Source organism: Actinacidiphila sp. bgisy167 (genome assembly GCF_965342175.1).
GTDB lineage: Bacteria > Actinomycetota > Actinomycetes > Streptomycetales > Streptomycetaceae > Actinacidiphila.
Map to the genome: position 1 here is coordinate 28,205 of NZ_CBDRBL010000043.1, position 24,599 is coordinate 52,803.

Below are 24,599 nucleotides of genomic sequence, written 5' to 3' on the forward strand. Positions count from 1 at the left end.
AAGCATGTCCGTGGACACCGCACTCCGGCCGCACGCCGAAGACGCGTTCGCCCATGAGCTCAAGGCTCTCGCGGCAGCCGACGACCGGCCGCGCCCGGCGCGGTGGAACCTGTCGCCATGGGCGGTGTCCATGTATCTGCTCGGGGGTACGCTGCCCGACGGCACGGTCGTCACCCCCAAGTACGTGGGACCGCGGCGGATCGTCGAGGTCGCGGTCAGCACGCTCGCCACCGACCGGGCGCTGCTCCTGCTCGGCGTCCCGGGCACTGCCAAGACCTGGGTCTCGGAGCATCTCGCCGCGGCCGTCAGCGGCGACTCCACGCTGCTGGTGCAGGGCACCGCGGGCACCCCGGAGGAGGCGGTCCGCTACGGGTGGAACTACGCCCGGCTGCTGACGGACGGGCCCAGCCGCGAAGCGCTGGTCCCGAGCCCGGTCATGCGGGCGATGGCCGAGGGGCGCGTCGCCCGCGTGGAGGAGCTGACGCGCATCCCCGCGGACATCCAGGACAGCCTCATCACGATCCTCTCCGAGAAGCTCCTGCCGATACCGGAGTTGGGCACCGAGACGCAGGCGGTGCGCGGGTTCAACGTGATCGCGACGGCCAACGACCGGGACCGCGGCGTCAACGAGCTCTCCAGCGCGCTGCGCCGGCGCTTCAACACGGTCGTGCTGCCGCTGCCCGCGACCGTGGAGGAGGAGGTCGACATCGTCAGCCGCCGTGTCGGCCAGCTCGGCGGCTCGCTGGAGCTTCCGGCCGTCGCGGAGGGAGCGGACGAGATCCGGCGGGTGGTCACCGTCTTCCGCGAACTGCGGGGCGGGGTCACCACCGACGGGCGGGTGAAGGTGAAATCCCCCTCCGGCACGCTCTCCACGGCGGAGGCGATCTCCGTGGTCACAGGCGGCCTGGCCCTCGCCGCCCACTTCGGCGACGGTGTGCTGCGCGCGGGGGACGTCGCCGCCGGCATCCTCGGCGCGGTGGTCCGCGACCCGGCCGCCGACCGCGTGATCTGGCAGGAGTATCTGGAGACGGTGGTTCGCGAGCGGGAGGGCTGGAAGGACTTCTACCGGGCCTGCCGCGAGGTGACGCCGTGACCGCCGCGGACGGGGTGACGCTGCTGGGGGTACGGCACCACGGACCCGGGTCGGCCCGCGCCGTGCGGAAGGCGCTGGACGGCATCGACCCCGCAATCGTGCTCGTCGAGGGCCCGCCGGAGGCGGACGCGGTGCTGGAACTCGCCGCCGACCCCGGGATGCGGCCGCCGGTCGCGCTGCTCGCCCATGTCGTGGACGAGCCGTCCCGGGCCGGTTTCTGGCCCTTCGCGGAGTTCTCCCCGGAGTGGGCGGCGATCCGCTGGGCGGCCGGTCGCGGGGTGCCGGTGCGCTTCATCGACCTGCCCGCCGCGCACTCGCTGCTGCTGCGCGACGAGGGGGACACGCCGCAGGGCCGGCACGAGGGACGGGAGGGGGAAGAGGGGGGAGCCGGCGGGGACGAAGCCGGCGGGGGCCCGGGAGCCGGGGGAGCCGAGGGGGCGGCCGGGCACGTCGACCCGCTCGCCGTCCTGGCGCGGACGGCCGGCCACGACGATCCGGAGCGCTGGTGGGAGGACGCCGTCGAGCACCGCGGCCGGGGCACGCGGGAGGGGACGGGTGACCCGCAGGCCGTGTTCGAGGCGCTCGCCGATGCCATGGGCGCGTTGCGGGAGGCATACGGCGACGGGGGACACCCGCAGGACGCGCTCCGCGAGGCCCATATGCGCCTGCGGATACGGGAGGCGCGCCGTGGGCACGAGCGGGTGGCCGTGGTGTGCGGGGCCTGGCACGTGCCCGCGCTCGCCCGGGCGGGCGGGGTCACCGCGGACCGGGCACTGCTCAAGGGCCTGCCCAAGGCGAAGGTGGAGGTCACCTGGGTGCCCTGGACGCACCGCAGGCTCTCCCGGGCCAGTGGCTACGGCGCCGGCATCGACTCCCCAGGCTGGTACCGCCACCTGTTCACCTCGCCCGACCGTCCCGTCGAGCGGTGGATGACCAAGGTCGCCGACCTGCTGCGCGCGGAGGACCTCCCGGTCTCCTCCGCGCACGTCATCGAAGCCGTACGACTTGCCGACGCCCTCGCGGCCCTGCGCGGCCGCCCCCTGCCCGGGCTCGGCGAGACCACGGACGCGGTGCGGGCGGTGATGTGCGACGGATCGGACGTCCCGCTGGCCCTCATCCGGGACCGGCTGGTGGTCGGCGACGTGCTGGGCGAAGTCCCCGAGGGCGCCCCGGCGGTGCCCCTCGCCCGTGACCTGGCACGCGAGCAGCGCAGGCTGCGGATGAAGCCTGCGGCCCCGGAGAAGGAGGTGGACCTGGACCTGCGCAAGGACATCGACGCCGGACGCAGCCGCCTGCTGCACCGGCTGCGGTTGCTCGGCATCGGCTGGGGGGAGCCGGTCCGCTCGCGCACCGCCGCCACCGGCACCTTTCGGGAGAGCTGGAGGCTGCGCTGGGAGCCGGAGCTCGCGGTGGCGGTCGCGGAGGCCGGGGTGTGGGGCACCACGGTGGAGTCCGCGGCCACCGCCCGGGCCGAGGACGCGGCGGTGAACGCGCCGGCTCTGGCCGAGGTGACGGGTCTGGCCGAGCACTGCCTGCTCGCGGGGCTGCCGGACGCCCTGCCGACGGTGATGCGGGTGCTCGCCGACCGCGCCGCACTCGACGTGGACGTCGCTCACCTCGCGCAGGCCCTGCCGGCGCTCGTCCGCTCCCTCCGCTACGGCGACGTGCGGGGCACGGACGCGAAGGCGTTGCGCGAGGTCGCCGCAGGACTGGCGGAGCGTATCTGCGTCGGGCTCCCGCCCGCCTGCGCGGGCCTCGACGCGGACGGTGCCACCGAGATGCGCGGCCATGTCGCGCGGGTGCAGCAGGCGCTGGCCCTGTTCGGGGACGACGCGCTGCGTGTGCGCTGGGCGGGCGCGCTGCGGAAGCTGGCCGTGCGGGACCGCGGCATACCGGGGCTGCTGCGGGGCGGCGCCGCACGTCTGCTCCTCGACGACGCGCGCCTGGATCCCGGCGAGGCGGCCCGGCTGATGGGAATGGCCCTGTCACGAGGCACGGAGCCCCAGGAGGCGGCCGCCTGGGTGGAGGGCTTCCTCGCCGGGGGCAGCGGGATGCTGCTGGTCCACGACGAGCGACTGCTCGCGCTGGTCGACGGCTGGCTGAAGGCGGTGCCGGCGGCCGCCTTCGACGACGTGCTGCCGCTGCTGCGGCGCACCTTCGGCGGCTTCGACCCGGGGGTGCGGCGCACGGTGGGGGAGTTGGTACGGCGAGGTCCGCGCGGCGCCGCAGCGGGTGGGGACGCCACGCGGGAGGGCCTGCCGGGCTTCGCCGCGGAGATCGACGAGGAACGGGCGGAAGCGGCGCTCGCCGTGGTGCGGCTGCTGCTCGGCACCGGTGGAGAGGGCGGAGGTCGGGACGTATGACCGACACGGGCAGCACCACCCCGGGCGAAGGCGCGGGTCCGGCCGCGGACTCGGCCCCTGTCCCGGGCCCGGGAGGTGTCATGGACGCCGACGAGCGGCTGCGCCGCTGGCGGATGGTGCTGGGCGGCGGCCCCGCCGACGGCACGGGGAGGCGCCTCACCGGCCGGGACGCGGCGATGGACCAGTCGCTGGAGGCGCTGTACGGCACCGCCCCGCGCGGTGCCGCCGGGCCGCCGTCTGCGCGGAACGCCGGGCTGGGCGGCTCGGCGCCCCAGGTCGCGCGCTGGCTCGGGGACATCCGCCGGTACTTCCCCAGCAGCGTCGTGCAGGTGATGCAGCGCGACGCCATCGACAGGCTCGGGCTGTCGGCGCTGCTGCTGGAACCGGAGTTGCTGGAGGAGGTCGAGGCCGACGTGCACCTGGTCGGCACGCTGCTCGCGTTGCACAAGGCGATGCCCGCGGCGACGAAGGAGACGGCGCGGGCGGTCGTCCGCAAGGTCGTGGAGGACCTGGAGCGGCGTCTGGCGACCCGGACCCGGGCAGCCCTCGCCGGCGCGCTGGACCGTTCCGCCCGGGTGGACCGCCCCCGCCACCGGGACATCGACTGGGACCGCACGATCCGCGCCAACCTCCGCCACTATCTGCCCGAGCACGGCACGGTCGTGCCCGAGCGGCTGATCGGCCACGGCCGCGCCTCGCGCGCGGTGCGGAAGGACGTCGTCCTGTGCGTCGACCAGTCGGGCTCGATGGCGGCGTCCGTCGTCTACGCGTCCGTCTTCGGCGCCGTGCTCGCCTCCCTGCGCGCCGTCGACACCCGGATCGTCGTCTTCGACACGGCGGTCGCCGACCTGACGGGTCATCTGCACGACCCCGTGGACGTACTGTTCGGCACCCGGCTCGGCGGCGGCACCGACATCAACCGGGCGCTGGCCTACTGCCAGTCCCTGGTCAGCAGGCCCGCCGAGACCGTGGTCGTCCTGATCAGCGACCTCCACGAGGGCGGCATACGCGACGAGATGCTCAAGCGGGTCGCCGCGATGAAGGCGTCCGGTGTGCAGTTCGTGGCGCTGCTGGCGCTGTCGGACGAGGGCGCGCCCTCCTACGACCGCGAGCACGCGGCGGCGCTCGCGGCGCTCGGGGTACCCGCGTTCGCCTGCACCCCGGACCATTTCCCCGAGGTCATGGCGGCCGCCATCGAGAAGCGGCCGCTCCCCGTGCCCTGACCCACCACATCGGGTGACGCCAGGGCCGGGCGGCCGGCGGCGGCCCGGTCGCCCACGGTGAGCGGCTCCGCCGCGACGGCCGGCGCAGAGCGGGCCGCCGCCCACGTCAGCCGCCGTCCGCCGGTGTACGGGCGAGCCGGGGACGGCGGCTGCTCTGTGACCGTTCTCACCGCTCCGGCATCACCTCCGATTTACCCGTGCCGCCCGCGCGGCGATAACCTGCGAGACGGACATGCCGCGTGCTCGGCCGACGTGTGCGCCCCCCGTACGACCGACCGTATGGTTCGTTACGAAGACGTCAGCGACGACCGCCCCCGGCACGCACGCAGACAACGAACCCGCGATTACCAAGGACGGACGCGCGTGGACCTGTTCGAGTACCAGGCGAGGGACCTCTTCGCCAAGCACGGTGTACCGGTGCTGGCCGGTGAAGTCATCGACACGCCTGAGGCGGCGCGCGAGGTCGCGGAGCGGCTCGGCGGCAAGGCCGTCGTCAAGGCCCAGGTGAAGACCGGTGGCCGCGGCAAGGCCGGCGGTGTGAAGGTGGCGTCGGACCCCGAGGACGCGGTGGCGAAGGCCGGGCAGATCCTCGGCATGGACATCAAGGGCCACACGGTCCACAAGGTGATGCTGGCCGAGCTGGCCCCGGAGATCGCCTCCGAGTACTACGTCTCCTTCCTTCTCGACCGCGCCAACCGGACCTTCCTGGCGATCGCGTCGGTCGAGGGCGGCATGGAGATCGAGGAGGTCGCGGCCACCAACCCCGCGGCCGTCGCCCAGATCCCGGTGGACGCCATCGAGGGTGTGACCCCGGCGAAGGCCCGCGAGATCGTCGAGGCGGCCGCCTTCCCGGCCGACGTCGCCGACCAGGTCGCCGAGATCCTGCAGACCCTGTGGAAGACCTTCGTCTCCGAGGACGCGCTCCTCGTCGAGGTCAACCCGCTCGCCAAGGTCGCCGACGGCCGGGTCATCGCGCTCGACGGCAAGGTCTCCCTCGACGAGAACGCCGACTTCCGCCAGCCGGAGCACGAGGCGCTCGTCGACCACGCCGCCGCCAACCCGCTGGAGGCCGCGGCCAAGGCCAAGGGCCTCAACTACGTCAAGCTCGACGGCGAGGTCGGCATCATCGGCAACGGCGCGGGTCTCGTCATGAGCACCCTGGACGTCGTCGCCTACGCCGGCGAGAACCACGGCAACGTCAAGCCCGCCAACTTCCTCGACATCGGCGGTGGCGCCTCCGCCGAGGTCATGGCGAACGGCCTCGAGATCATCCTGGGCGACCCGGACGTCAAGTCCGTGTTCGTCAACGTCTTCGGCGGCATCACCGCCTGCGACGCGGTCGCCAACGGCATCGTTCAGGCCCTGGAGCTGCTGAAGTCCAAGGGCGAAGAGGTCACCAAGCCGCTCGTCGTCCGCCTGGACGGCAACAACGCGGAGCTGGGTCGGCAGATCCTGACCGACGCCAACCACCCGCTGGTCGAGCAGGTCGACACCATGGACGGCGCCGCGGAGCGCGCCGCCGAGCTGGCTGCGAAGTAAGGGACAGGTCACCACATCATGGCTATCTTCCTGACCAAGGAGAGCAAGGTCATCGTCCAGGGGATGACCGGTTCCGAGGGCACCAAGCACACCCGGCGCATGCTCGCCTCGGGCACCAACATCGTCGGCGGCGTGAACCCGCGCAAGGCCGGCACGAGCGTGGACTTCGACGGCACCGAGGTGCCCGTCTTCGGCTCGGTCGCCGAGGCCATGGAGCAGACCGGTGCCGACGTCACCGTCATCTTCGTCCCGCCGAAGTTCGCCAAGGACGCGGTCATCGAGGCCATCGACGCGGGCATCCCGCTGGCGGTCGTGATCACCGAGGGCATCGCGGTCCACGACACCGCCGCCTTCTGGGCCTACGCCGGCAGCAAGGGCAACAAGACCCGGATCATCGGCCCCAACTGCCCGGGCCTGATCACCCCCGGCCAGTCCAACGCGGGCATCATCCCGGCGGACATCACCACCTCCGGCCGCATCGGCCTGGTGTCGAAGTCCGGCACGCTGACCTACCAGATGATGTACGAGCTCAGCGACATCGGCTTCTCCTCGGCGGTCGGCATCGGCGGTGACCCGATCATCGGCACCACCCACATCGACGCGCTGAAGGCGTTCCAGGACGACCCCGACACCGACCTGATCGTCATGATCGGCGAGATCGGCGGCGACGCCGAGGAGCGTGCCGCGGCCTTCATCGCCGAGCACGTCACCAAGCCGGTCGTCGGCTACGTCGCGGGCTTCACCGCGCCCGAGGGCAAGACCATGGGCCACGCCGGCGCCATCGTCTCCGGCTCCTCCGGCACCGCCCAGGCGAAGAAGGAGGCCCTCGAGGCCGCCGGCGTCAAGGTCGGCAAGACCCCGTCGGAGACGGCCCGCCTCGCGCGCGCCATCCTCCAGGGCTGATCACGCAGGCTGACTCACGCCTTCCTGCGCAGGCACGGCCGGGTCGCTGTCGGCCCCGACACGTTCGCTGAGCGGACCGAAGACCAGCCCGACCGCAGTCACCAGCGCGATCAGCACCGTCGCCACCACGGCGCCCACCGTGCGGATGCGCAGCCACTGCTCGCTGAGCTGGCGCACCATGGCCGCCGGGTACTCCGCCTCAGGCTGCTCGTCCAGCAGGTCGCCCAGCCGGACCGCAGCCCCCTCGCCCAGGGCCTCGCGCCCCCGGACGATGCGCCGCCTGGTCATCGAGGTGGTGGCCATGCTCTCCGCCGCCGTCCGCAGCAGGCTCAGCCCCAGACCGTCGTGGAGCAGCACGGCGTGCCGGGTACCGGGCGACAGCCGCTGGAACGCGCTGCGCTCCCGCGGCGGGGTGCGGTACCAGGGCAGCAGTTGCTGCCAGGGCGCGAGGGCGTGGTGGTGCGCCTCCGCGCGGATCCATCCGGCCGGGTCGGGGTCGACGGCGACCTCGGGCCACCGCTGCCACGCCTGGTCGAAGGCGCGGTGCACGGCGTGCCGGGCCAGCCGCGTGCTGCCGGTGAGCAGCTCGACCTGGCGGAGCAGGGCGGGGGCGTCGCGGGTGTAGAGAAGATCGAAGGCGGCCTGAGCGGCCTCGGCGATCCGTTCGGCTTCGATTGCCGGGTTGCCGGAGGCCGGATCACGCGGTCCGTCGGCCGCCGCGGGTTCCGGCCGCCGCACGGACGCGGCGGACTTCCCCTGAGCGGCGGCCTGCGCGGCCTGCGCGGCCTGGGGGTTCGGGGCGTTCCCGGCCTGCACCGGCTGGTGGCGCCTTCGCTTCCTGACGGCCTTCGCGGCCTTCGCCGTGGGTGTGCGGCTCATGCGATCGACCACTCGGATCGAATGAAGAAACGCATAGCGCCATATTCTGCGACACGGCGGGCATTCGCACGCTGCCACGACGAAAAGGGATGTTCTTGGCAGCATGACATCCGTGAGTGCCACCAGCGCCCTGCGTCACGCCGTGCACCGGATCAAGGCCGCCCACTCGGCCCTGCGCACCTCCGAATCCGCCCCCGCCTTCACCGGCGGCGTGGTCGCCGCGGGCCTTGGCCTGGGCGGCTTCGCCATGCTCGTGGTCGCGCTGTGGGTCGTCTCCCCGTTCCCGGACAGCGGGCTGGACGGCGCTCTGCACGTCGCCGCGGACTGCTGGCTGCTCGCCCACGGAAGCGGCCTCGTGCGCACCGAGACGCTGTCCGGGACCGCCGCGCCCATCGGCGTCACACCGCTGCTGCCGATGGTGTTCCCGGTGTGGCTGCTGTTCCGGGCGGGTGCGGACGCCGTCGCGCCCGCCTCGGACGGCAGGGCCGCGCGCTCCGCCGTCGCATGGCTGATCGGCGGCTACCTCGCGGTGGGCGCCGGGGTGGTCCTCTACACCTCGTACGGGCCGGTGCGCAGCGACGCCCTCGCCGCCGGGCTGCACCTGCCCGTCGTCGCCGCCCTCGCCGCGGGCGCCGGGGCCTGGGCGGCGCGGGGACGGCCGCGGATCCCGCCGCCCGCCTGGCTGTCCCGGGCCCCCGTGTCCGTGTCGGTGCCGCTGCGGGACGCCGTGGCCGTGCTGCGGTCGGCGGGGGCGGGCGTCTGCGTGCTGGTCGCGGGGGGCGCGGCACTCACGGCGGTGACCGTGGCCCTGCACCCGGGCGCCGCGGGCGCGTCCTTCACACGGCTGAGCGAAGCGCTGTCCGGGCGGCTGGCGGTGCTCGCGGTGGCGGTGGCGCTGATCCCGAACGCCGCCGTATGGGGCGCGGCCTACGCGCTGGGCCCCGGTTTCGCGCTGGGCACCCAGGCCGCGGTGCGTCCGGCCGGGGTTCTGGGTGAGCCGGTGCTGCCGGACTTCCCACTGCTCGCGGCGCTCCCGCAGCCCGGGTCGGGTACGTCGCTGACCTTGGTGGCGCTGGTCGTTCCGGTGCTCGCCGGGGTCGCGGTGGGGGTGCTGGCCGTCGGCCGGCGGGAGCCGTGCGGCCTGGGGCGCACCGCCGCACACGCCGCCCTGGGCGGGCTGACGTGCGGATTCGCCATGGCACTGCTCACCGGGTTCGCGGCGGGACCGCTGGGCACCGGGGCCCTGGAGGACTTCGGGCCGTCCTGGTGGCTCACCGGCGCCGCCGCGGCCGGATGGACGGCGGCCGCCGGCACGCCGACGGCGCTGGTGGTGCGCTGGGTCCGACTGCGCCGCGCGGCTGCCTCGGCGGAGTACGACCAGGGAGAGGGGCACCAGGGACACCAGGCGGAGGAAGGCCCGGTGGACGGCCGCCTGGAGGAGGCGCCCGCCACGGCGGGCGGCGCGACCGCCGACGCCGCCCCGTCGGAGGTCTGATCCTCCGCCCGGGGCCGACGCGGCAGCGCGTCCGCTGCCGCGCGTCAGGGCGTGTTGAGCACGTCGCGCAGCGGGGTCGGCAGCAGCTTCTCGCAGGCGTCGCGCGACGAGGAGGTCAGCGCGTCACGGGTGCAGGCGTAGTAGTCCTGGTAGACCACCTGCGTCGTGAAGCTCACCGCCACGACGCAGAGGGCGAGCCCGCCCATGATCAGTCCGCCGAGCGCGGCCGGGCGCTGCGGTTTGCTGCGGGGGTCGGCGGGCCGCGGCGCCGGCGGGACGGCCCCTCCCTCGGCGAGCAGGGCGGCCGCCTCGGCACGGGCCTTCGCCCGCTCCTCGGGCTTCATCCGCAAGGCGTTGACGCCCCAGTACAAGGCGAGGGCGCCCAGCAGCAGACCCACATACGTCCAGCCGAGGAAGAGCGAGAAGAAGAGCCCCCACATGCCGCAGATCATGGCGTAGCGGGCCCGCCGCTGGGCCGGGTCCGTGGGGTCGAAGCGAGGGGCGTCAGGGCGCTGCCCGCCGTAGCCGCCGCCGGGGCGGTCGCCGTAGCCGCTGTCCTGGCGGCCGGGCTGCCGCTCGCTCCACCCGCTGCCCCACGCCGGGGGCGGCGGGGGAGGAGAGGGCGGTGTCGGCGGCTCGTCCCCCGAGTCGGAGGGCTGCTGCGGCGTACGCGGCTCCCAGGGCTGCTCGGGCGCGTTCTCCGGCGGCGGGGCGAACGGGTTGTCCCGCTCCTGGCCTCGGCCACTGCTCATGTTTGCCTGGGTCATCCCCTTGCCGTCGACTCCTCGAGTTGTCGGACGCGTCACTTCGCCGTTTCACCCCAGACGCTACCGCCCGCGTGCTCCCCCGTCCCGTGGGGGCGGGTGGGTGTGCCGGTATCGTTGCTGACGGTCGACGGCCTCGTAGAGTTCCCCGGAGTTCGGGCGATCTTCGAGTCGTACGATCCTCCAAAGCGCCGGATCCCCGAGAGATGACCCGCAGTGGCCGCAGTCTTTCCGCCCCTTTCCCGTCCCGCCCGACTCGTCGTGCTCGTCTCCGGTTCGGGCACGAACCTCCAGGCGCTGCTCGACGCGGGTCTGCACGTCGTCGCCGTGGGCGCCGACCGGTCCGGCATCGCCGGGCTCGAGCGCGCCGAGCGCGCCGGAGTGCCGACGTTCGTCTGCCGGGTGGCCGACCACGGCGACCGCGACGCCTGGGATGCCGCGCTGACCGGGGCGGTGGCCGCGTACGAGCCCGACCTGGTCGTCTCTGCGGGGTTCATGAAGATCGTGGGCAAGGAGTTCCTCGCCCGGTTCGGCGGGCGCTTCGTCAACACCCACCCGGCGCTGCTGCCCAGCTTCCCGGGCGCCCACGGGGTGCGCGACGCCCTCGCCTACGGCGTGAAGGTCACCGGCTGCACCGTCCACTTCGTCGACGACGGCGTCGACACCGGCCCGATCATCGCCCAGGGGGCGGTCGAGGTCCGGCAGGACGACACGGAGGAAGCGCTCCACGAGCGCATCAAGGAAGTCGAGCGCACGCTGCTCGTCGACGTCGTGGGGCGGTTGTCCCGCGACGGCTATCGCATTGAGGGACGAAAGGTTCTGTTGCCGTGAGTACCAAGCGGGAGATCCGTCGCGCACTGGTCAGCGTCTATGACAAGACCGGTCTGGAGGAGCTTGCCCGCGGCCTGCACGAGGCGGGCGTCCAGCTGGTCTCCACCGGCTCGACGGCCGGGCGGATCGCCGCCGCCGGGGTGCCGGTCACCAAGGTCGAGGAGCTGACCGGGTTCCCCGAGTGCCTGGACGGCCGGGTCAAGACCCTGCACCCGAAGGTGCACGCCGGCATCCTCGCCGACCTGCGGCTGGAGGACCACCGCCGGCAGCTGGAGGAGCTGGGCGTCGAGCCCTTCGACCTGGTCGTGGTCAACCTCTACCCGTTCCGTGAGACGGTCGCCTCCGGCGCCTCGGAGGACGAGTGCGTCGAGCAGATCGACATCGGCGGCCCCTCGATGGTCCGCGCCGCCGCCAAGAACCACCCGTCGGTGGCCGTGGTGACCAGCCCCGAGCGGTATGCGGACGTGCTCGCCGCCGTCCGTGAGGGCGGCTTCGACCTCAACACCCGCAAGCGCTTGGCGGCCGAGGCGTTCCAGCACACCGCCGCCTACGACGTCGCGGTGGCGAGCTGGTTCGCGAGTTCGTACGCCCCCGCCGACGACAGCTCCTTCCCGGACTTCCTGGGCGCCACCTACGAGCGCAAGAACGTGCTGCGCTACGGCGAGAACCCGCACCAGGCCGCCGCGCTCTACACCGACGGCAGCACGGGCCTGGCGGCTGCCGAGCAGCTGCACGGCAAGGAGATGTCCTACAACAACTACGTCGACACCGAGGCCGCGCGCCGTGCGGCGTACGACCACGACGAGCCCTGCGTCGCGATCATCAAGCACGCCAACCCGTGCGGCATCGCGGTGGGCGACGACGTCGCGCAGGCGCACCGCAGGGCGCACGCCTGCGACCCGCTGTCGGCCTTCGGCGGCGTCATCGCCGTCAACCGGCCGGTGAGCGTGGAGATGGCGGAGCAGGTCGCCGAGATCTTCACCGAGGTCATCGTGGCGCCGGACTTCGAGGAAGGCGCGGTCGAGGTCCTCGCCCGCAAGAAGAACATCCGCGTGCTGCGCTGTCCCGAGGCGCCCGCCGCGCAGACGGAGTTCCGTCCCGTCGAGGGCGGGCTGCTGCTGCAGGTCAAGGACCGCCTCCAGGCCGCGGGCGACGACCCGGCCACCTGGACGCTGGCCACCGGCGAGCCGCTGACCGACGCTGAGCTCGCCGACCTGGCGTTCGCCTGGCGGGCCTGCCGCGCGGTGAAGTCCAACGCCATCCTGCTGGCCAAGGACGGCGCGACGGTCGGCGTCGGCATGGGCCAGGTCAACCGCGTCGACTCCGCCAGGCTCGCGGTGCAGCGGGCCGGCGAGGAGCGCGCGGCGGGCTCCTACGCCGCCTCCGACGCCTTCTTCCCCTTCCCCGACGGGCTGGAGGTGCTCACGGGCGCGGGCGTCAAGGCCGTCGTGCAGCCTGGTGGTTCGGTGCGTGACGAGGCCGTGGTAGAGGCGGCCCGCAAGGCCGGCGTGACCATGTACCTGACCGGGACGCGGCACTTCTTCCACTGACACCGACCGGCCGCAGCGCCGGAACGCCGAAGGCCCCCGCCGGGGCTTGGGTTCCAACGGTCCTCGCAACACCCGCGATCTGCGGGAGTTGCGAGGACCGCGGCCGTTGAGCGGGATGATCTTGCGGGGTTGGGGGAGCGTTTCCCAGCTTGGCTGGATGCCGTGGGGAACGTGACCATGGCGGCGCGTGGGCTGGGGTGAACCGCAACACCGACCAAGTGGCGTTGCGACGGCCCCTTGACCCCAAGCTGCGCGGGGGCCTTCGGCGTACGGACTGCGGCAGGTCAGTACCGCGGGCGCTTGAACCAGGCCGCCGTCTCGGACTGCGCCGCGCAGACGATCAGCACCACGCACAGCACTACCGGAAGAAGCAGCACGAAGGCGCCGGTGGGCATGGCGGCGACACAGCTCGGTGCGAACAGCGCGCCGATCAGGATGGAGCCGACACGGGTGCCGCTACCGCCCGTCCGGTACCTGGCGCCCAGGGCGAACGACAGGACGGCGAACGCCAGGAAGAGGACTCCCAGAGCGCAGACCAGCCAGATGGGCAGCATGTTCACCGAGTCGCTGCCATCCGCGATCTTCAGGGTGACGGCTGCGACCAGCAGCGACAACCCGGCCAGGACCTGCATCACGCCAAGCGCGAAGAGCATCGCCCGGGCCGCCTTCGCCGACGACGGCATGACCGCGGGCCCGCCGGGATAGGCCGGGAACGGCACCTGCAGCGGCTGCTGCGGGTATCCGTACGGCTGCTGCCACTGCGGCTGGGACTGCGCCGGGTAGCCGTGGCCCGGCGGGGCCGGGGGCTGCTGCGGGTATCCGTACGGCCGCTGCGGTTGCTGCCGGCCGTACGGGTTGCCGGGGCCTGGCGGATGGCTCACTGGTGACTTCCTTCGTGATGACGGGACCGGCGACGGGGGCTCCTCGCGCCCGGCCTACCGGGTGCGGACGACGACCGAGTTGAGGATCTTGTCGGCGAAGGTCTGCTTCTTGTCGTCCCACAGCGGCCACAGGTAGCCGATGTAGCAGGCGGCGCCGTCCAGACCGTGGCACAGCCGGCGGACGAAGGCCATGCCGAAGCCCAGCGGACGGCCGTCCAGCTCCCGCAACACGGAGATGCCGAGGGCCTTCTTGCCCGGCGTCTGGCCGGTCGTGCCCTCGCGGTAGCACAGGAACAGGCCGCCGATCAGGGACAGCAGGAGGCCGACGCCGATCAGGGCGAGGGCGCTGCCCGGGATCTCGGGGGCGTCGCAGGGTCCGGTGGTCGCGCTGCAGCGGTCGGCCTCGTCGATCACCGCGGCGAGGAACTGGCCGTAGCCGATGCCGACGAGGACCATCGGGACGAGCCCGGCGAGCAGGAAGTCGATCAGCGTCGCCCCCACGCGGGCGCCCCAGCCGGCGTACGGCGGCATGCCCGGGACAGGGCCGGTGGGGCCTGCCGGATGGCCGTACCCGTAGCCGTAGCCGTACGGGCCCTGGGCCTGCGGCGGTACGGTGCCGTAGGGCGGCGGGGGCTGCGTCGGGTAGCCGTGAACGGGCTGGGCCGGGGGCTGCGGGTAGGCGTAAGGCGGCTGCTGCGGCTGCTGCGGGGGTTGCTGGTCGTACGGATTGCCGGGCCCGGGTGGGTAGCTCACGGTGGCCTCTTTTTTCGAGCGGATGGAGACGGGGGACGGCCACATCGTCCTGGGCGGCGTCAACCGCTGTCCAGCGTTGGTGTGCGGACCTGAGAAGATGGGTGTATGACCGCCCAGATTCTCGATGGCAAGGCCACTGCGGCCGCGATCAAGTCCGAACTGTCGACCCGCGTGCAGGCGCTCAAGGAGCGGGGTGTCACCCCGGGGCTGGGCACGCTGCTGGTCGGCGACGACCCGGGCAGCCGCTGGTACGTCGCGGGCAAGCACCGCGACTGCGCGGAGGTCGGCATCGCCTCCATCCAGCGCGAGCTGCCGGAGACCGCCACCCAGGAGGAGATCGAGGCGGTCGTCCGCGAACTGAACGAGAACCCGTCCTGCACCGGCTACATCGTCCAGCTGCCCCTGCCCAAGGGGATCGACACCAACCGCGTCCTGGAGCTGATGGACCCGGCCAAGGACGCCGACGGACTGCACCCGACCAACCTCGGGCGGCTGGTGCTGGGCGAGCGCGGCCCGCTGCCCTGCACCCCCAACGGCATCGTCGAGCTGCTGCGGCGCCACGGCGTCGAGATCAACGGCGCGCACGTCGCGGTGGTCGGCCGCGGTGTCACCGTCGGCCGCTCGATCGGGCTGCTGCTGACCCGCAAGTCGGAGAACGCCACCGTCACCCTCTGCCACACCGGTACCCGCGACCTGTCCGCCCAGCTGCGCCAGGCCGACATCATCGTGGCCGCCGCGGGTGTGCCGCACCTGGTGAAGCCGGAGGACGTACGGTCGGGCGCCGCCGTGCTGGACGTCGGCGTCAGCCGTGACGAGAACGGCAAGATCGTCGGCGACGTGCACCCGGGCGTGGCGGAGGTGGCCGGCTGGATCTCGCCGAACCCCGGCGGCGTCGGCCCGATGACCCGCGCCATGCTGCTGGCGAACGTCGTGGAGGCCGCGGAGGGCCGGTACGCATGACCGAAACGGGCCCCCGTACGGAAGCGGCGGCGCAGGAGGCCGGCAAGGCCGGCCGCGGCCGCCGCTTCCAGGTGCTGACCCGTGGCACCGCGCGCCCCGAGGGCGGCGGCCGGGCCATGGGCGCGGGCGCCCCGGCCCCGGCCCGGCAGTGGCCGATCCTCGTGGTCTCCGGCGCGGTGCTGCTCGGCCTGGTGACGGTGGCGGCGGACGTCACGCGGGCCGGCCTGGTGCTGGTCGGCTCGGCGCTGATCCTGGGCGCGCTGATGCGCTGGCTGCTGCCCTCGGTCGGCATGCTGGCCGTCCGCAGCCGCTTCACGGACGTGATCACCTACGGTGTGCTGGGCGTGCTGATCGTCCTGCTGGCCCTGATGGCGCAGCCGCACCCCGTGCTGGAGATCCCCTTCCTGGAGGACGTCGTCCGCTTCTCCGTGCGGTGATCCGGTTACGCTGTGTGGCGAGTGCCCTGACGTAGGACGTGCACTTCGGGCACACGTCACGGCGTGAGAGGGAGAGCGGCTCCCATGACCAAGATCAAGGCAAGGAACGCGGTCGTCGAGCTCGACGGCGACGAGATGGCGCGGATCATCTGGCGGTTCGTCAGGGACGAGCTGGTCCTGCCGCATGTCGACGTCGAACTGGTCCGCTTCGACCTGGGCATCGAGCACCGGGACGCCACGCACGACCGGGTGACGGCCGAGGCGGCGGAAGCGGTGGCGCGGCACGGCGTCGGCGTCAAGTGCGCCACCGTCACGCCCGACGAGGCACGGGTCGCGGAGTTCGGCCTCAGGGGGATGTACCGCTCCCCGAACGCCACGATCCGCGACCGCCTCGGCGGCGGGATCTTCCGGGAGCCCGTCGTCCCGCGGAACGTCCCGCGGGCCGTGCCCGGCGGGAGCCGCCCCGTGGTGATCGCCCGGCACGCCTTCGGCGACCAGTACCGGGCCACCGAGCTGCGGATCCCCGGCGCCGGCGCCCTCGCCTTGAGCTTCACCCCGGCCGACGGCTCCGACCCGGTCGATCTCGAGGTGCACCACTTCCCGGGCCCCGGTGTGGCGCTCGGGATGGTGAACCTCGACGAGTCGATCCGCGACTTCGCGCGCGCCGCCTTCCGCTACGGGCTGGCGCGCGGGCTGCCCGTCCGCCTGGCCACGAAGAACACGGTGCTCAGGAAGTACGACGGCCGCTTCAAGGACCTCTTCCAGGAGGTCTTCGACACCGAGTTCCGGCGCGAGTTCGCGGCCGCGGGCCTGGGCCACGAGCACCGCCAGGTCGACGACATGGCCGCCTCGGTCCTCAAGGGGGCCGGCGGCTGCGTCTGGGCGTGCAAGAACTACGACGGCGACATCCTCTCCGGCGTCCTCACTCGGGGAGTCGGTTCGGCAGGGCTGATGACCTCGGTCCTCATGACCGCCGACGGCAGGACCGTGCTGTGCGAGGCGGCGCACGGCACCGTCACCCGCCACTACCGCAGCCACCAGGCGGGCAGGCCCACCTCGACCAACCCCATCGCGACGGTCTTCGCATGGAGCCGCGGCCTTGCCCACCGCGCCCGGCTGGACGACACACCCGAACTCGCCCGCTTCGCCGGGACGCTGGAGAACGCCTGCCTGGAGGTCGTCGAGTCCGGCCAGCTGACCCAGGACCTGGCGGTGCTGATCAGCCCGGAGCAGCCGTGGCTGACGACCGAGCAGTTCCTGGCCGCCGTGGACGAGAACCTGCGCAAGCGCATGTCCTGCTGACGCGGGCGGTCGGCGGCCGGGCGGGCTCCGCGGACCGGATCTCCGTTCTCCTTCGCGTCTCTCGTTGCGGAGGACGGTAGCGCTGTCGCGTCACCGCGCGCGAAGGATTCCCGAAAGCTCCGCACCATTCGTGTGCACGTCGCTACGGTGGGTTGACCGACGGAGCCGGGGGGTGCGTGGTGGCGCGCTGGGAGCCATTGCCCGAGACGCTGGACGACGCGGCACGCCGCCTTGCCGTGCAGCTGCGCCGGGCGAAGGACCGCAGCGGGCTCAGCGTTCCCGCGCTGGCCGCGCGCACGGCGAGCGGCATCGGCGCGTGGGAGCGCTACTTCGACGGCACGCGGATTCCGCCGCGTGACGCGGTCGAGGTGCTGGGGCAGCTCAGCGGTGCCGACGACGACCGGCTCATCGCCCTGTGGGAGCTGGCCGACCGGGCGGCCGCGAAGGCGGTCGCGGATACGGCAGCCGATCCGGCCGCCGACGCAGGAAAGGGCTTCGCGCACGCCGACGCGCTCGCCCCGCTCGCCTCCGTCCCGGGGCCCCGGCACGCCCGGAGACGGCGGCGCAGAACGCTGCCGGCGGTCGCGGTCGGACTGGCGCTCGGCACGGTGTTCGCGCTGCTCGTGGCGGCCGAGGTGGCCACGGACGGGCGGGGGCGCGCCGGGACACCGCTGTCCGCCCGCCCGGCCGCCACTGCGCCGGTCGGGCCGGCGCCCTCCGCCGCCGCCTCCGCCGCCGCGGCCGCAGCCGGCCCGGCCGGCTCCGCCGCGACATCCCGCTCCCGGCCGGCTTTCCCGGCCGGGGCGACGGACGCGGCGGCCTCCCGTACGGCGAACGCCGTGTCCCCGGACGCCGGCAGGCCGACGACGCGAGTGCCCGGCGCCGAGGGTCCGCCCCCCGCCCTTGGAAGCGCCCCGCACACGGCGGAACCCGGCGGGGCGCCGGCCACGGGCGGGGCGCCGGCCACGGCACCCGGTGGAGCCGCACCCGCCACCCTTCAGGCGCCGCCGCCGCCCCGCGACGAGCGTCCCGGTGGCGCCGACGAGGGCGCCGACGCCGGCGCCCTCCGCGTCCCCGAGCCGCAGCCCGGGCAAGGGGCACTGCCTCCGCCTGATCATCGTGGGCATCTGCCTCGGTTGAGGCGGCCGGATCGTGGGGACGGTGCGGCTTGGGTCGCTTCGGCGGCTCCCTCGGGCCCCGCGACCGGGGGGCGGCCGTCATGCCGGGCCGCGAGGCCGGCCGACCCACTGCAGGACCGCGAACACCATGACGGCGCGCTCGCGGAGCGGGCCGGCCGGAGTTCTCGGGCGTGCCGGGCGGAGGGCGCTGCCGCCCGCACGGGAGGGTGCGCCGGAGAAGACCACCGGCCGCGCCGCCGGGTCGGCCCGGACGGGTGCCGGCGCAGGGCGGTGACCGGGGCCACACCAAGGGTGGCTTCGGCCGCGACGGTGCGGGTATAGCCTGGCGTGGGTCTCTTGACGCCGAGAGATCCCCGTTCCGGGGCATGGGACGCCGCCGGGGCGGCAAGGGATCCAGCAGGAGAAGGCCAGGAGAAGGCAATGACTCGCACTCCCGTCAACGTCACCGTCACCGGAGCGGCCGGGCAGATCGGCTACGCGCTGCTCTTCCGTATCGCCTCCGGCCACCTGCTCGGCCCCGAGGTCCCGGTGAAGCTGCGGCTGCTGGAGATCACCCCGGCCCTGAAGGCCGCCGAGGGCACCGCGATGGAACTGGACGACTGCGCGTTCCCGCTGCTCAAGGGCATCGACATCACCGACGACCCGAACGTCGCCTTCGACGGCGCCAACGTGGGCCTGCTCGTCGGCGCCCGTCCGCGCACCGCGGGCATGGAGCGCGGCGACCTGCTGGAGGCCAACGGCGGCATCTTCGGCCCGCAGGGCAAGGCCATCAACGACCATGCCGCGGACGACATCCGCGTCCTCGTCGTCGGCAACCCGGCGAACACCAACGCGCTCATCGCGCAGTCCTCGGCCCCGGACGTCCCGGCCGACCGCTTCACCGCGATGACCCGTCTGGACCACAACCGCGCCGTGTCGCAGCTGTCGAAGAAGACCGGCGTGCCGGTGAGCGAGATCCGCCGCCTCACCATCTGGGGCAACCACTCCGCCACCCAGTACCCGGACATCTTCCACGCCGAGGTCGCCGGCAAGAACGCCGCCGAGGTCGTGGGCGACGAGAAGTGGCTGGCCGAGGAGTTCATCCCGACGGTCGCCAAGCGCGGTGCCGCGATCATCGAGGCCCGTGGCGCCTCCTCCGCCGCGTCGGCCGCCAACGCCGCGATCGACCACGTCTTCACCTGGACCAACGGCACCGCCGAGGGTGACTGGACCTCCGCCGGTGTCGTCTCCGACGGCTCCTACGGCGTGCCGGAGGGCCTCATCTCCTCCTTCCCGGTGACCGCGAAGGACGGCAGGTTCGAGATCGTCCAGGGTCTGGAGATCAATGAGTTCTCCCGCGCCCGCATCGACGCGTCGGTGAAGGAGCTCGAGGAGGAGCGCGAGGCCGTCCGCGGCCTCGGCCTTATCTGAGCCCGGGACGCCGAACCCCCGAGCCGGCCCTCCGCCGCGCCCCGCAAGGGCGCGGCGGAGGGCCGCTCCGTGTGCTCCTCAGGCCGTGTGCGCGGCGAGCAGCGCGCACAGCATGTCCAGGCAGCCGGCGAAGGCATGCTCGGGTGGGGCGCCGTAGCCGACGACGATCGCGTCGTCCTGCACGGCCCCGAAGTCGGCGAGGCTCTGCAGCGCGAGGCCCTGTCGCCGGGCCCGTGCGACCAGCGCGCCGGCCGAGGCGCCGGGTGGCAGCCGCAGTACGGCGTGGAGTCCGGCGGCGATGCCCGACACCTGCACGGCGGGGGCGCGGGCGGCGAGCGTGGTGACGAGGCGATCGCGGCGGCGCCGGTAGTGCAGTCGCATCCGGCGCACATGGCGGTCGTAGCCGCCGGAGACGATCAGCTCGGCGAGGGTGAGCTGGTCGAGGACGGGGGACTGGTGGTCGGCGACGACCTTCTCCGCGAGCACGGGCTCCGCCAGGGAGGGCGGCAGGGCGAGCCAGGCCAGCCGAAGCCCGGGGGCGAGGCTCTTGCTGGCCGTTCCGGCGTAGACGACGTGCTCGGGTGCGAGGCCCTGCAGCGCGCCGACCGGCTGCCGGTCGTAGCGGAACTCCCCGTCGTAGTCGTCCTCGATGATCACGCCGCCGGTGTCGCGGGCCCAGGCCACGGTGGCCGCGCGTCGCTCCGGGGAGAGCGGGGCTCCGTACGGGAACTGGTGCGCCGGTGTGAGCAGGGCGGCGTCGACGCCCGTGCCGAGCGCGACGACCTGCGCCCCCTCGTCGTCGACGGGCAGGGGGACGGTGGTGAGCCCGGCCGTCCGCAGGACGCGCAGCGTGTGCGGGTAGCCGAGCGCCTCGACGGCGACACGGCGGGCCCCGCGGCCGCGAAGGGCGCGGCCGAGCAGCCCGGCAGCCTGGACGTAGCCCGTGCACACCACGACGAGTTCCGGGGTGGTGCGGACCCCGCGCACCCGGCCCAGATAGGCCGCGAGGGCCTCGCGCAGTTCGGGCCGCCCGCGGGGGTCGGTGTAGCCGAGGGCTTCGTTGGGCGCCGCCGCCAGGGCGCGGCGCGCGGCGGCGGACCACTCGGCGCGGGGGAACGAGCCGAGGTCGGGCGAACCGGGCCGCAGGTCGTACGGGACCTGCTCCCGGTGCCAGGGCGGTCCGGCCGTGGGTTTCGGGTCGCCGCCGACGGGCACGGCGTCGCCGGGGGACGGGTCGGTGAGCGGCGACGGGCCGGGGGACGGCGTCGGGGCGGTGGACGGCCTTTCGCCGGTGGCCGCTCCGGCCGGGCACCAGCCGTGGGCGACCCGGGTGCCGGAGCCCTGGCGAGCCGTCAGCCAGCCCTCTGCCACCAGCTGCCCGTAGGCGTCGGCGACGGTGTTGCGGGCGACGCCCAGATCCCTGGCGAGTGCCCGGGAGGACGGCAGCCGGGTGCCGGGGGCCAGCCTGCCGTCGCGCACGGCCTCGCGCAGCGCGTGCTCCAGCCCGGCGCGCGCACCGGCGCGGCGGGCGGGGTCGGGGTGGAGGTCGAGGTGGAGGTCGACTCCTGAAATGGCCCACTCGTTCACCCCGCAAGTGGACCACGAGTCGGGGCCACCCCGTCGCTAGGTTGGGTCACATGACGATGATCACGAATTCCGCCGGCGCCTCATCCGACCTCGGCCCGGACGACCTGGTGCCCGCCCACGAGCCGCGCATGCTGCTCGGCAAGGCTGCCCCTGACTTCTTCAAGGCGATGTTCGCCCTGGACGCGGCGGCGTCCGCCGGTCTCGAACCGGTGATCAGGGAGTTGGTCAAGGCCCGCGCCTCGCAGCTCAACGGCTGCGCCTACTGCGTGGACCAGCACCTTGCCGATGCCCGCGCGATCGGGCTGACCGAGCAGAAACTGAACGGGCTCACCGTGTGGTGGGAGACGCCCTTCTACACCGTGCGCGAGCGTGCCGCGCTGGCGCTGGCGGAGGCGGTGACCCGGCTCGGCGAGCGCGGCGTCCCGGACGAGGTCTACGACGAGGCCGCGCGGGTCTTCGACGCCGACGAACTGGCCCGGCTGGTCGCCATGTGCGTCACCATCAACGCCTGGAACCGCATCGGCGTGACGACGCGGATGTCCCCGGCGGTGCGCGCCGACGGCGTCTGACCGCCGGGCGCACCCGGGACCGCGGTCAGGCCGACAGCACGGCCCGCAGCTGGTCCAGACCCCAGTCCAGGTCCTCCTTGGAGACCACCAGCGGCGGCGCCAGCCGGATCGTGGAGCCGTGGGTGTCCTTGACCAGGACGCCCCGCTCCAGCAGCCGTTCGGAGATCTGCCGGCCCGTGCCGTGATCCGGGGCGATGTCCACGCCCGCCCACAGGCCGCGGCCGCGGACCTGGGTGACGGCCCCGGTGCCGGCCAGCAGCGCCAGCTCGTTGTGCAGGTGGTCGCCGAGTTCGGCAGCCCGCTGCTGGTACTCGCCGGTGCGCAGCATCGCGAGGACCTCCAGCGCCACCGCGCAGGCCAGCGGGTTGCCGCCGAAGGTGGAGCCGTGCTCACCGGGGCGGTAGACCCCGAGCACCTCCGACGAGGACGCGACGGCCGAGACCGGGACGACGCCCCCGCCGAGTGCCTTGCCGAGCACGTACATGTCCGGGACGACGCCCTCGTGCTCCGACGCGAAGGTCCGGCCCGTCCGGCCCAGGCCCGACTGGATCTCGTCGGCGATGAAGAGGATCCCGCGCTCCTCGGTGAGCCGGCGCACGCCCGCCCAGTACCCGGCCGGCGGCACGAGGACGCCCGCCTCGCCCTGGACGGGCTCCATCAGCACGGCCACCGTGCGCTCGTCCAGGGCCGCCTCCAGCGCGGCCAGGTCGCCGTACGGGACGACGTCGAAGCCGGGGGTGTACGGGCCGAAGTCCGCCCGGGCCTCGGGGTCGGTGGAGAAGCTGACGATGGTGGTCGTCCGCCCGTGGAAGTTGTCCGCGGCGACGATGATCCGCGCCTGGCCGTCCGGCACGCCCTTGACCTGGTAACCCCACTTCCGGGCCGTCTTCACCGCCGTCTCGACGGCTTCGGCGCCGGTGTTCATCGGCAGCACCATCTCCATGCCGCACAGCTCGGCGAGCTCCGTGCAGAAGCGCGCGAAGCGGTCGTGGTGGAACGCCCGGGACGTGAGGGTCACCCGGTCTAGCTGGGCCTTGGCAGCCTCGATGAGACGGGGGTTGCGGTGCCCGAAGTTCAGTGCCGAGTAGCCGGCGAGCATGTCGAGGTAGCGGCGGCCCTCGACGTCCGTCACCCAGGCGCCTTCGGCGGAGGCGACGACGACCGGGAGGGGATGGTAGTTGTGGGCGCTGTGCGCCTCGGCGGCGGCGATGTGCTCGGCAGCAGTCGACACGTGAGTGCTCCGTTCGTGGTACGTCGGGAGGTATGGCGCGAAGAGCCCGGTGGGGCTCTTTCTATCGTCGCTCGTCCGGGATGCGAAGAAACCTCGCGCCGGGCGGTGTCATGACGGTCGTTGCTAGGCTGGCGGCGGGCCGTGACTGGCGCGCTGGGATGGGGTTGACCATCGGGGAGCGGCCCGTGAACTGTGTGCCGTGCGCCTGGGCCGTCCCGTATGCCGTGCCGTGCAGCAGGAGGTCTGACATGCCGAGTGGTTCCAGCCAGTCCACCGCTTTCCGCAGTGCCCTTGAGGTGATCAGGGGTGTAGAGCCGCGCGTGGCCGATGCCATCGGCCAGGAGATCGAGGACCAGCGCGCCTCGCTCAAGCTCATCGCGAGTGAGAACTACGCGTCCCCGGCCGTGCTGCTGGCCATGGGCAACTGGTTCAGCGACAAGTACGCCGAGGGCACCGTCGGCCGCCGCTTCTACGCGGGCTGCCGCAACGTCGACACCGTCGAGGCGCTCGCCGCCGAGCACGCGCGCGAGGTCTTCGGCGCCCAGCACGCCTATGTGCAGCCGCACTCCGGCATCGACGCCAACCTCGTCGCCTTCTGGGCGGTGCTCGCCGCCCGGGTCGAGGCGCCCGCGCTGGAGCGGGCCGGGGTACGGCAGGTCAACGACCTCACCGAGGAGGACTGGGCGCGGCTGCGCCACGAGCTCGGCGACCAGCGGATGCTCGGGATGTCCCTGGACGCGGGCGGCCACCTCACCCACGGCTTCCGGCCCAACATCTCCGGCAAGATGTTCGACCAGCGCAGCTACGGCACCGACCCCGCCACGGGTCTGCTGGACTACGAGGCCCTGCGCAAGACCGCCCGCGAGTTCCGGCCGCTGATCATCGTGGCGGGCTATTCGGCCTACCCGCGGCTGGTGAACTTCCGGATCATGCGGGAGATCGCCGACGAGGTCGGCGCCACACTGATGGTCGACATGGCGCACTTCGCCGGCCTGGTCGCCGGCAAGGTCCTCACCGGTGACTTCGACCCCGTGCCGCACGCGCAGATCGTCACCACCACCACGCACAAGTCGCTGCGCGGCCCGCGCGGCGGCATGGTGCTGTGCGACTCCTCGCTCGCCGAGCAGGTCGACCGCGGCTGCCCCATGGTGCTCGGCGGCCCGCTGCCGCACGTCATGGCCGCCAAGGCGGTGGCCCTGGCGGAGGCCCGCCGTCCTGACTTCCACGACTACGCCCAGCGCATCGTCGACAACTCCCGGGCCCTGGCCGAGGGCCTGCTGCGCCGCGGTGCCACGCTGGTGACCGGCGGCACGGACAACCACCTCGTCCTGATCGACGTCGAGTCCTCCTACGGCCTGACCGGGCGGCAGGCCGAAGCCGCGCTCCTGGACTCGGGCATCGTCACCAACCGCAACTCCATCCCCCAGGACCCGAACGGCGCCTGGTACACCTCCGGCATCCGCATCGGCACACCGGCGCTGACCACGCGCGGCCTCGGCGCGGGCGAGATGGAGGAGATCGCCGGGCTGATCGACCGGGTGCTCACGGCCACCACGGCGGGTGTCACCTCGGCGGGCAAGCCGTCCAAGGCTCAGCACGTACTGGACGCGAAGGTCTCCGACGAGATCGCGCAGCGCGCGGCGGACCTGCTGGACGGATTCCCGCTCTACCCGGGGATCGACCTGAGCCG

General features: G+C 73.5%; 21 protein-coding genes and 1 riboswitch. Of the genes, 15 read left to right on the forward strand and 6 right to left on the reverse strand.

The features are described from left to right. Positions 1 to 4: 4 nt before the first annotated feature. The 5 genes from ACRWND_RS17795 (at position 5) to sucD (ending at position 7,121) form a co-directional block, all read left to right on the forward strand. Positions 5 to 1,093: an ATP-binding protein gene (locus ACRWND_RS17795; RefSeq protein ID WP_431950422.1), complete on the forward strand. Its 1,089-nt coding sequence runs from the start codon at positions 5 to 7 to the stop codon at positions 1,091 to 1,093. Further along, positions 1,051 to 3,456 (forward strand): DUF5682 family protein, encoded by a 2,406-nt coding sequence (locus tag ACRWND_RS17800; protein ID WP_431950458.1) that lies wholly within the window; start codon positions 1,051 to 1,053, stop codon positions 3,454 to 3,456. Before ACRWND_RS17795 ends, ACRWND_RS17800 begins: the two co-directional genes overlap by 43 nt. 80 nt (positions 3,457 to 3,536) lie before the next feature. Beyond that, the gene (locus ACRWND_RS17805) at positions 3,537 to 4,679 is read left to right on the forward strand and encodes a VWA domain-containing protein (RefSeq protein ID WP_431950424.1); all 1,143 of its coding nucleotides are present in this window, start codon (positions 3,537 to 3,539) and stop codon (positions 4,677 to 4,679) included. 363 nt (positions 4,680 to 5,042) lie between these two features. Then, positions 5,043 to 6,218: an ADP-forming succinate--CoA ligase subunit beta gene (sucC, locus tag ACRWND_RS17810; protein WP_431950426.1), complete on the forward strand. Its 1,176-nt coding sequence runs from the start codon at positions 5,043 to 5,045 to the stop codon at positions 6,216 to 6,218. 18 nt (positions 6,219 to 6,236) lie between these two features. Continuing rightward, on the forward strand, positions 6,237 to 7,121 hold the full coding sequence (sucD, locus tag ACRWND_RS17815) for a succinate--CoA ligase subunit alpha (RefSeq protein WP_431950428.1): 885 nt from the start codon (positions 6,237 to 6,239) through the stop codon (positions 7,119 to 7,121). Here sucD and ACRWND_RS17820 read toward each other — a convergent pair whose 3' ends face one another. Beyond that, positions 7,122 to 8,000: an RNA polymerase sigma factor gene (locus ACRWND_RS17820; protein ID WP_431950430.1), complete on the reverse strand. Its 879-nt coding sequence runs from the start codon at positions 7,998 to 8,000 to the stop codon at positions 7,122 to 7,124. Positions 8,001 to 8,112: 112 nt separating this feature from the next. Here ACRWND_RS17820 and ACRWND_RS17825 point away from each other — a divergent pair, with 112 nt between their 5' ends. Next, complete coding sequence (locus ACRWND_RS17825; RefSeq protein ID WP_431950432.1) at positions 8,113 to 9,495, forward strand: cell division protein PerM; 1,383 nt, start codon at positions 8,113 to 8,115, stop codon at positions 9,493 to 9,495. A gap of 44 nt (positions 9,496 to 9,539) precedes the next feature. On the opposite strand, the gene ACRWND_RS17830 is transcribed toward ACRWND_RS17825, so the two are convergent. Then, a complete protein-coding gene (locus ACRWND_RS17830) occupies positions 9,540 to 10,247 on the reverse strand; it encodes a hypothetical protein (RefSeq protein ID WP_431950434.1) in 708 nt (235 codons plus the stop codon). A gap of 228 nt (positions 10,248 to 10,475) precedes the next feature. On the opposite strand from ACRWND_RS17830, the gene purN reads away from it, so the two are divergent. Together purN and purH are read left to right on the forward strand one after the other, a co-directional pair. Next, positions 10,476 to 11,090, forward strand: a complete 615-nt coding sequence (gene purN, locus ACRWND_RS17835) for a phosphoribosylglycinamide formyltransferase (protein WP_431950436.1) — start codon at positions 10,476 to 10,478, stop codon at positions 11,088 to 11,090. Beyond that, complete coding sequence (gene purH, locus ACRWND_RS17840; protein ID WP_431950437.1) at positions 11,087 to 12,640, forward strand: bifunctional phosphoribosylaminoimidazolecarboxamide formyltransferase/IMP cyclohydrolase; 1,554 nt, start codon at positions 11,087 to 11,089, stop codon at positions 12,638 to 12,640. Before purN ends, purH begins: the two co-directional genes overlap by 4 nt. A gap of 284 nt (positions 12,641 to 12,924) precedes the next feature. On the opposite strand, the gene ACRWND_RS17845 is transcribed toward purH, so the two are convergent. Together ACRWND_RS17845 and ACRWND_RS17850 are read right to left on the reverse strand one after the other, a co-directional pair. After that, positions 12,925 to 13,521 (reverse strand): hypothetical protein, encoded by a 597-nt coding sequence (locus ACRWND_RS17845; RefSeq protein WP_431950439.1) that lies wholly within the window; start codon positions 13,519 to 13,521, stop codon positions 12,925 to 12,927. 54 nt (positions 13,522 to 13,575) lie between these two features. Beyond that, complete coding sequence (locus tag ACRWND_RS17850) at positions 13,576 to 14,274, reverse strand: RDD family protein (RefSeq protein WP_431950441.1); 699 nt, start codon at positions 14,272 to 14,274, stop codon at positions 13,576 to 13,578. Positions 14,275 to 14,379: 105 nt separating this feature from the next. Here ACRWND_RS17850 and ACRWND_RS17855 point away from each other — a divergent pair, with 105 nt between their 5' ends. The 5 genes from ACRWND_RS17855 to ACRWND_RS17875 all read left to right on the forward strand — a co-directional run bounded on the left by ACRWND_RS17855 (position 14,380) and on the right by ACRWND_RS17875 (position 19,522). Then, positions 14,380 to 15,234 (forward strand): bifunctional methylenetetrahydrofolate dehydrogenase/methenyltetrahydrofolate cyclohydrolase, encoded by an 855-nt coding sequence (locus ACRWND_RS17855; protein WP_431950443.1) that lies wholly within the window; start codon positions 14,380 to 14,382, stop codon positions 15,232 to 15,234. Next, positions 15,231 to 15,671 (forward strand): DUF3017 domain-containing protein, encoded by a 441-nt coding sequence (locus tag ACRWND_RS17860; protein ID WP_431950445.1) that lies wholly within the window; start codon positions 15,231 to 15,233, stop codon positions 15,669 to 15,671. Before ACRWND_RS17855 ends, ACRWND_RS17860 begins: the two co-directional genes overlap by 4 nt. Before the next feature lie 84 nt (positions 15,672 to 15,755). Then, on the forward strand, positions 15,756 to 16,973 hold the full coding sequence (locus tag ACRWND_RS17865; RefSeq protein ID WP_431950447.1) for an NADP-dependent isocitrate dehydrogenase: 1,218 nt from the start codon (positions 15,756 to 15,758) through the stop codon (positions 16,971 to 16,973). Positions 16,974 to 17,209: 236 nt separating this feature from the next. After that, positions 17,210 to 18,433, forward strand: coding sequence for a helix-turn-helix domain-containing protein (locus ACRWND_RS17870; protein ID WP_431950460.1), 1,224 nt, complete (start codon positions 17,210 to 17,212; stop codon positions 18,431 to 18,433). A 99-nt stretch (positions 18,434 to 18,532) separates the two neighbouring features. Then, the gene (locus ACRWND_RS17875; RefSeq protein WP_431950448.1) at positions 18,533 to 19,522 is read left to right on the forward strand and encodes a malate dehydrogenase; all 990 of its coding nucleotides are present in this window, start codon (positions 18,533 to 18,535) and stop codon (positions 19,520 to 19,522) included. Positions 19,523 to 19,600: 78 nt separating this feature from the next. Here ACRWND_RS17875 and ACRWND_RS17880 read toward each other — a convergent pair whose 3' ends face one another. Further along, entirely contained in the window at positions 19,601 to 21,109 is a 1,509-nt protein-coding gene (locus ACRWND_RS17880) for a PLP-dependent aminotransferase family protein (RefSeq protein ID WP_431950450.1), read from the reverse strand. A 56-nt stretch (positions 21,110 to 21,165) separates the two neighbouring features. On the opposite strand from ACRWND_RS17880, the gene ACRWND_RS17885 reads away from it, so the two are divergent. Next, positions 21,166 to 21,678, forward strand: a complete 513-nt coding sequence (locus ACRWND_RS17885; RefSeq protein WP_431950462.1) for a carboxymuconolactone decarboxylase family protein — start codon at positions 21,166 to 21,168, stop codon at positions 21,676 to 21,678. Between the two features lie 25 nt (positions 21,679 to 21,703). Here ACRWND_RS17885 and rocD read toward each other — a convergent pair whose 3' ends face one another. Then, entirely contained in the window at positions 21,704 to 22,909 is a 1,206-nt protein-coding gene (gene rocD, locus ACRWND_RS17890; protein WP_431950452.1) for an ornithine--oxo-acid transaminase, read from the reverse strand. Positions 22,910 to 23,040: 131 nt separating this feature from the next. Beyond that, a riboswitch (ZMP/ZTP riboswitch) is annotated at positions 23,041 to 23,127 on the forward strand. Positions 23,128 to 23,157: 30 nt separating this feature from the next. Between rocD and ACRWND_RS17895 the strand changes: the two genes are divergently transcribed. After that, positions 23,158 to 24,599: glycine hydroxymethyltransferase (locus ACRWND_RS17895; RefSeq protein WP_431950454.1), on the forward strand; the 1,442-nt coding region annotated here is incomplete at its 3' end.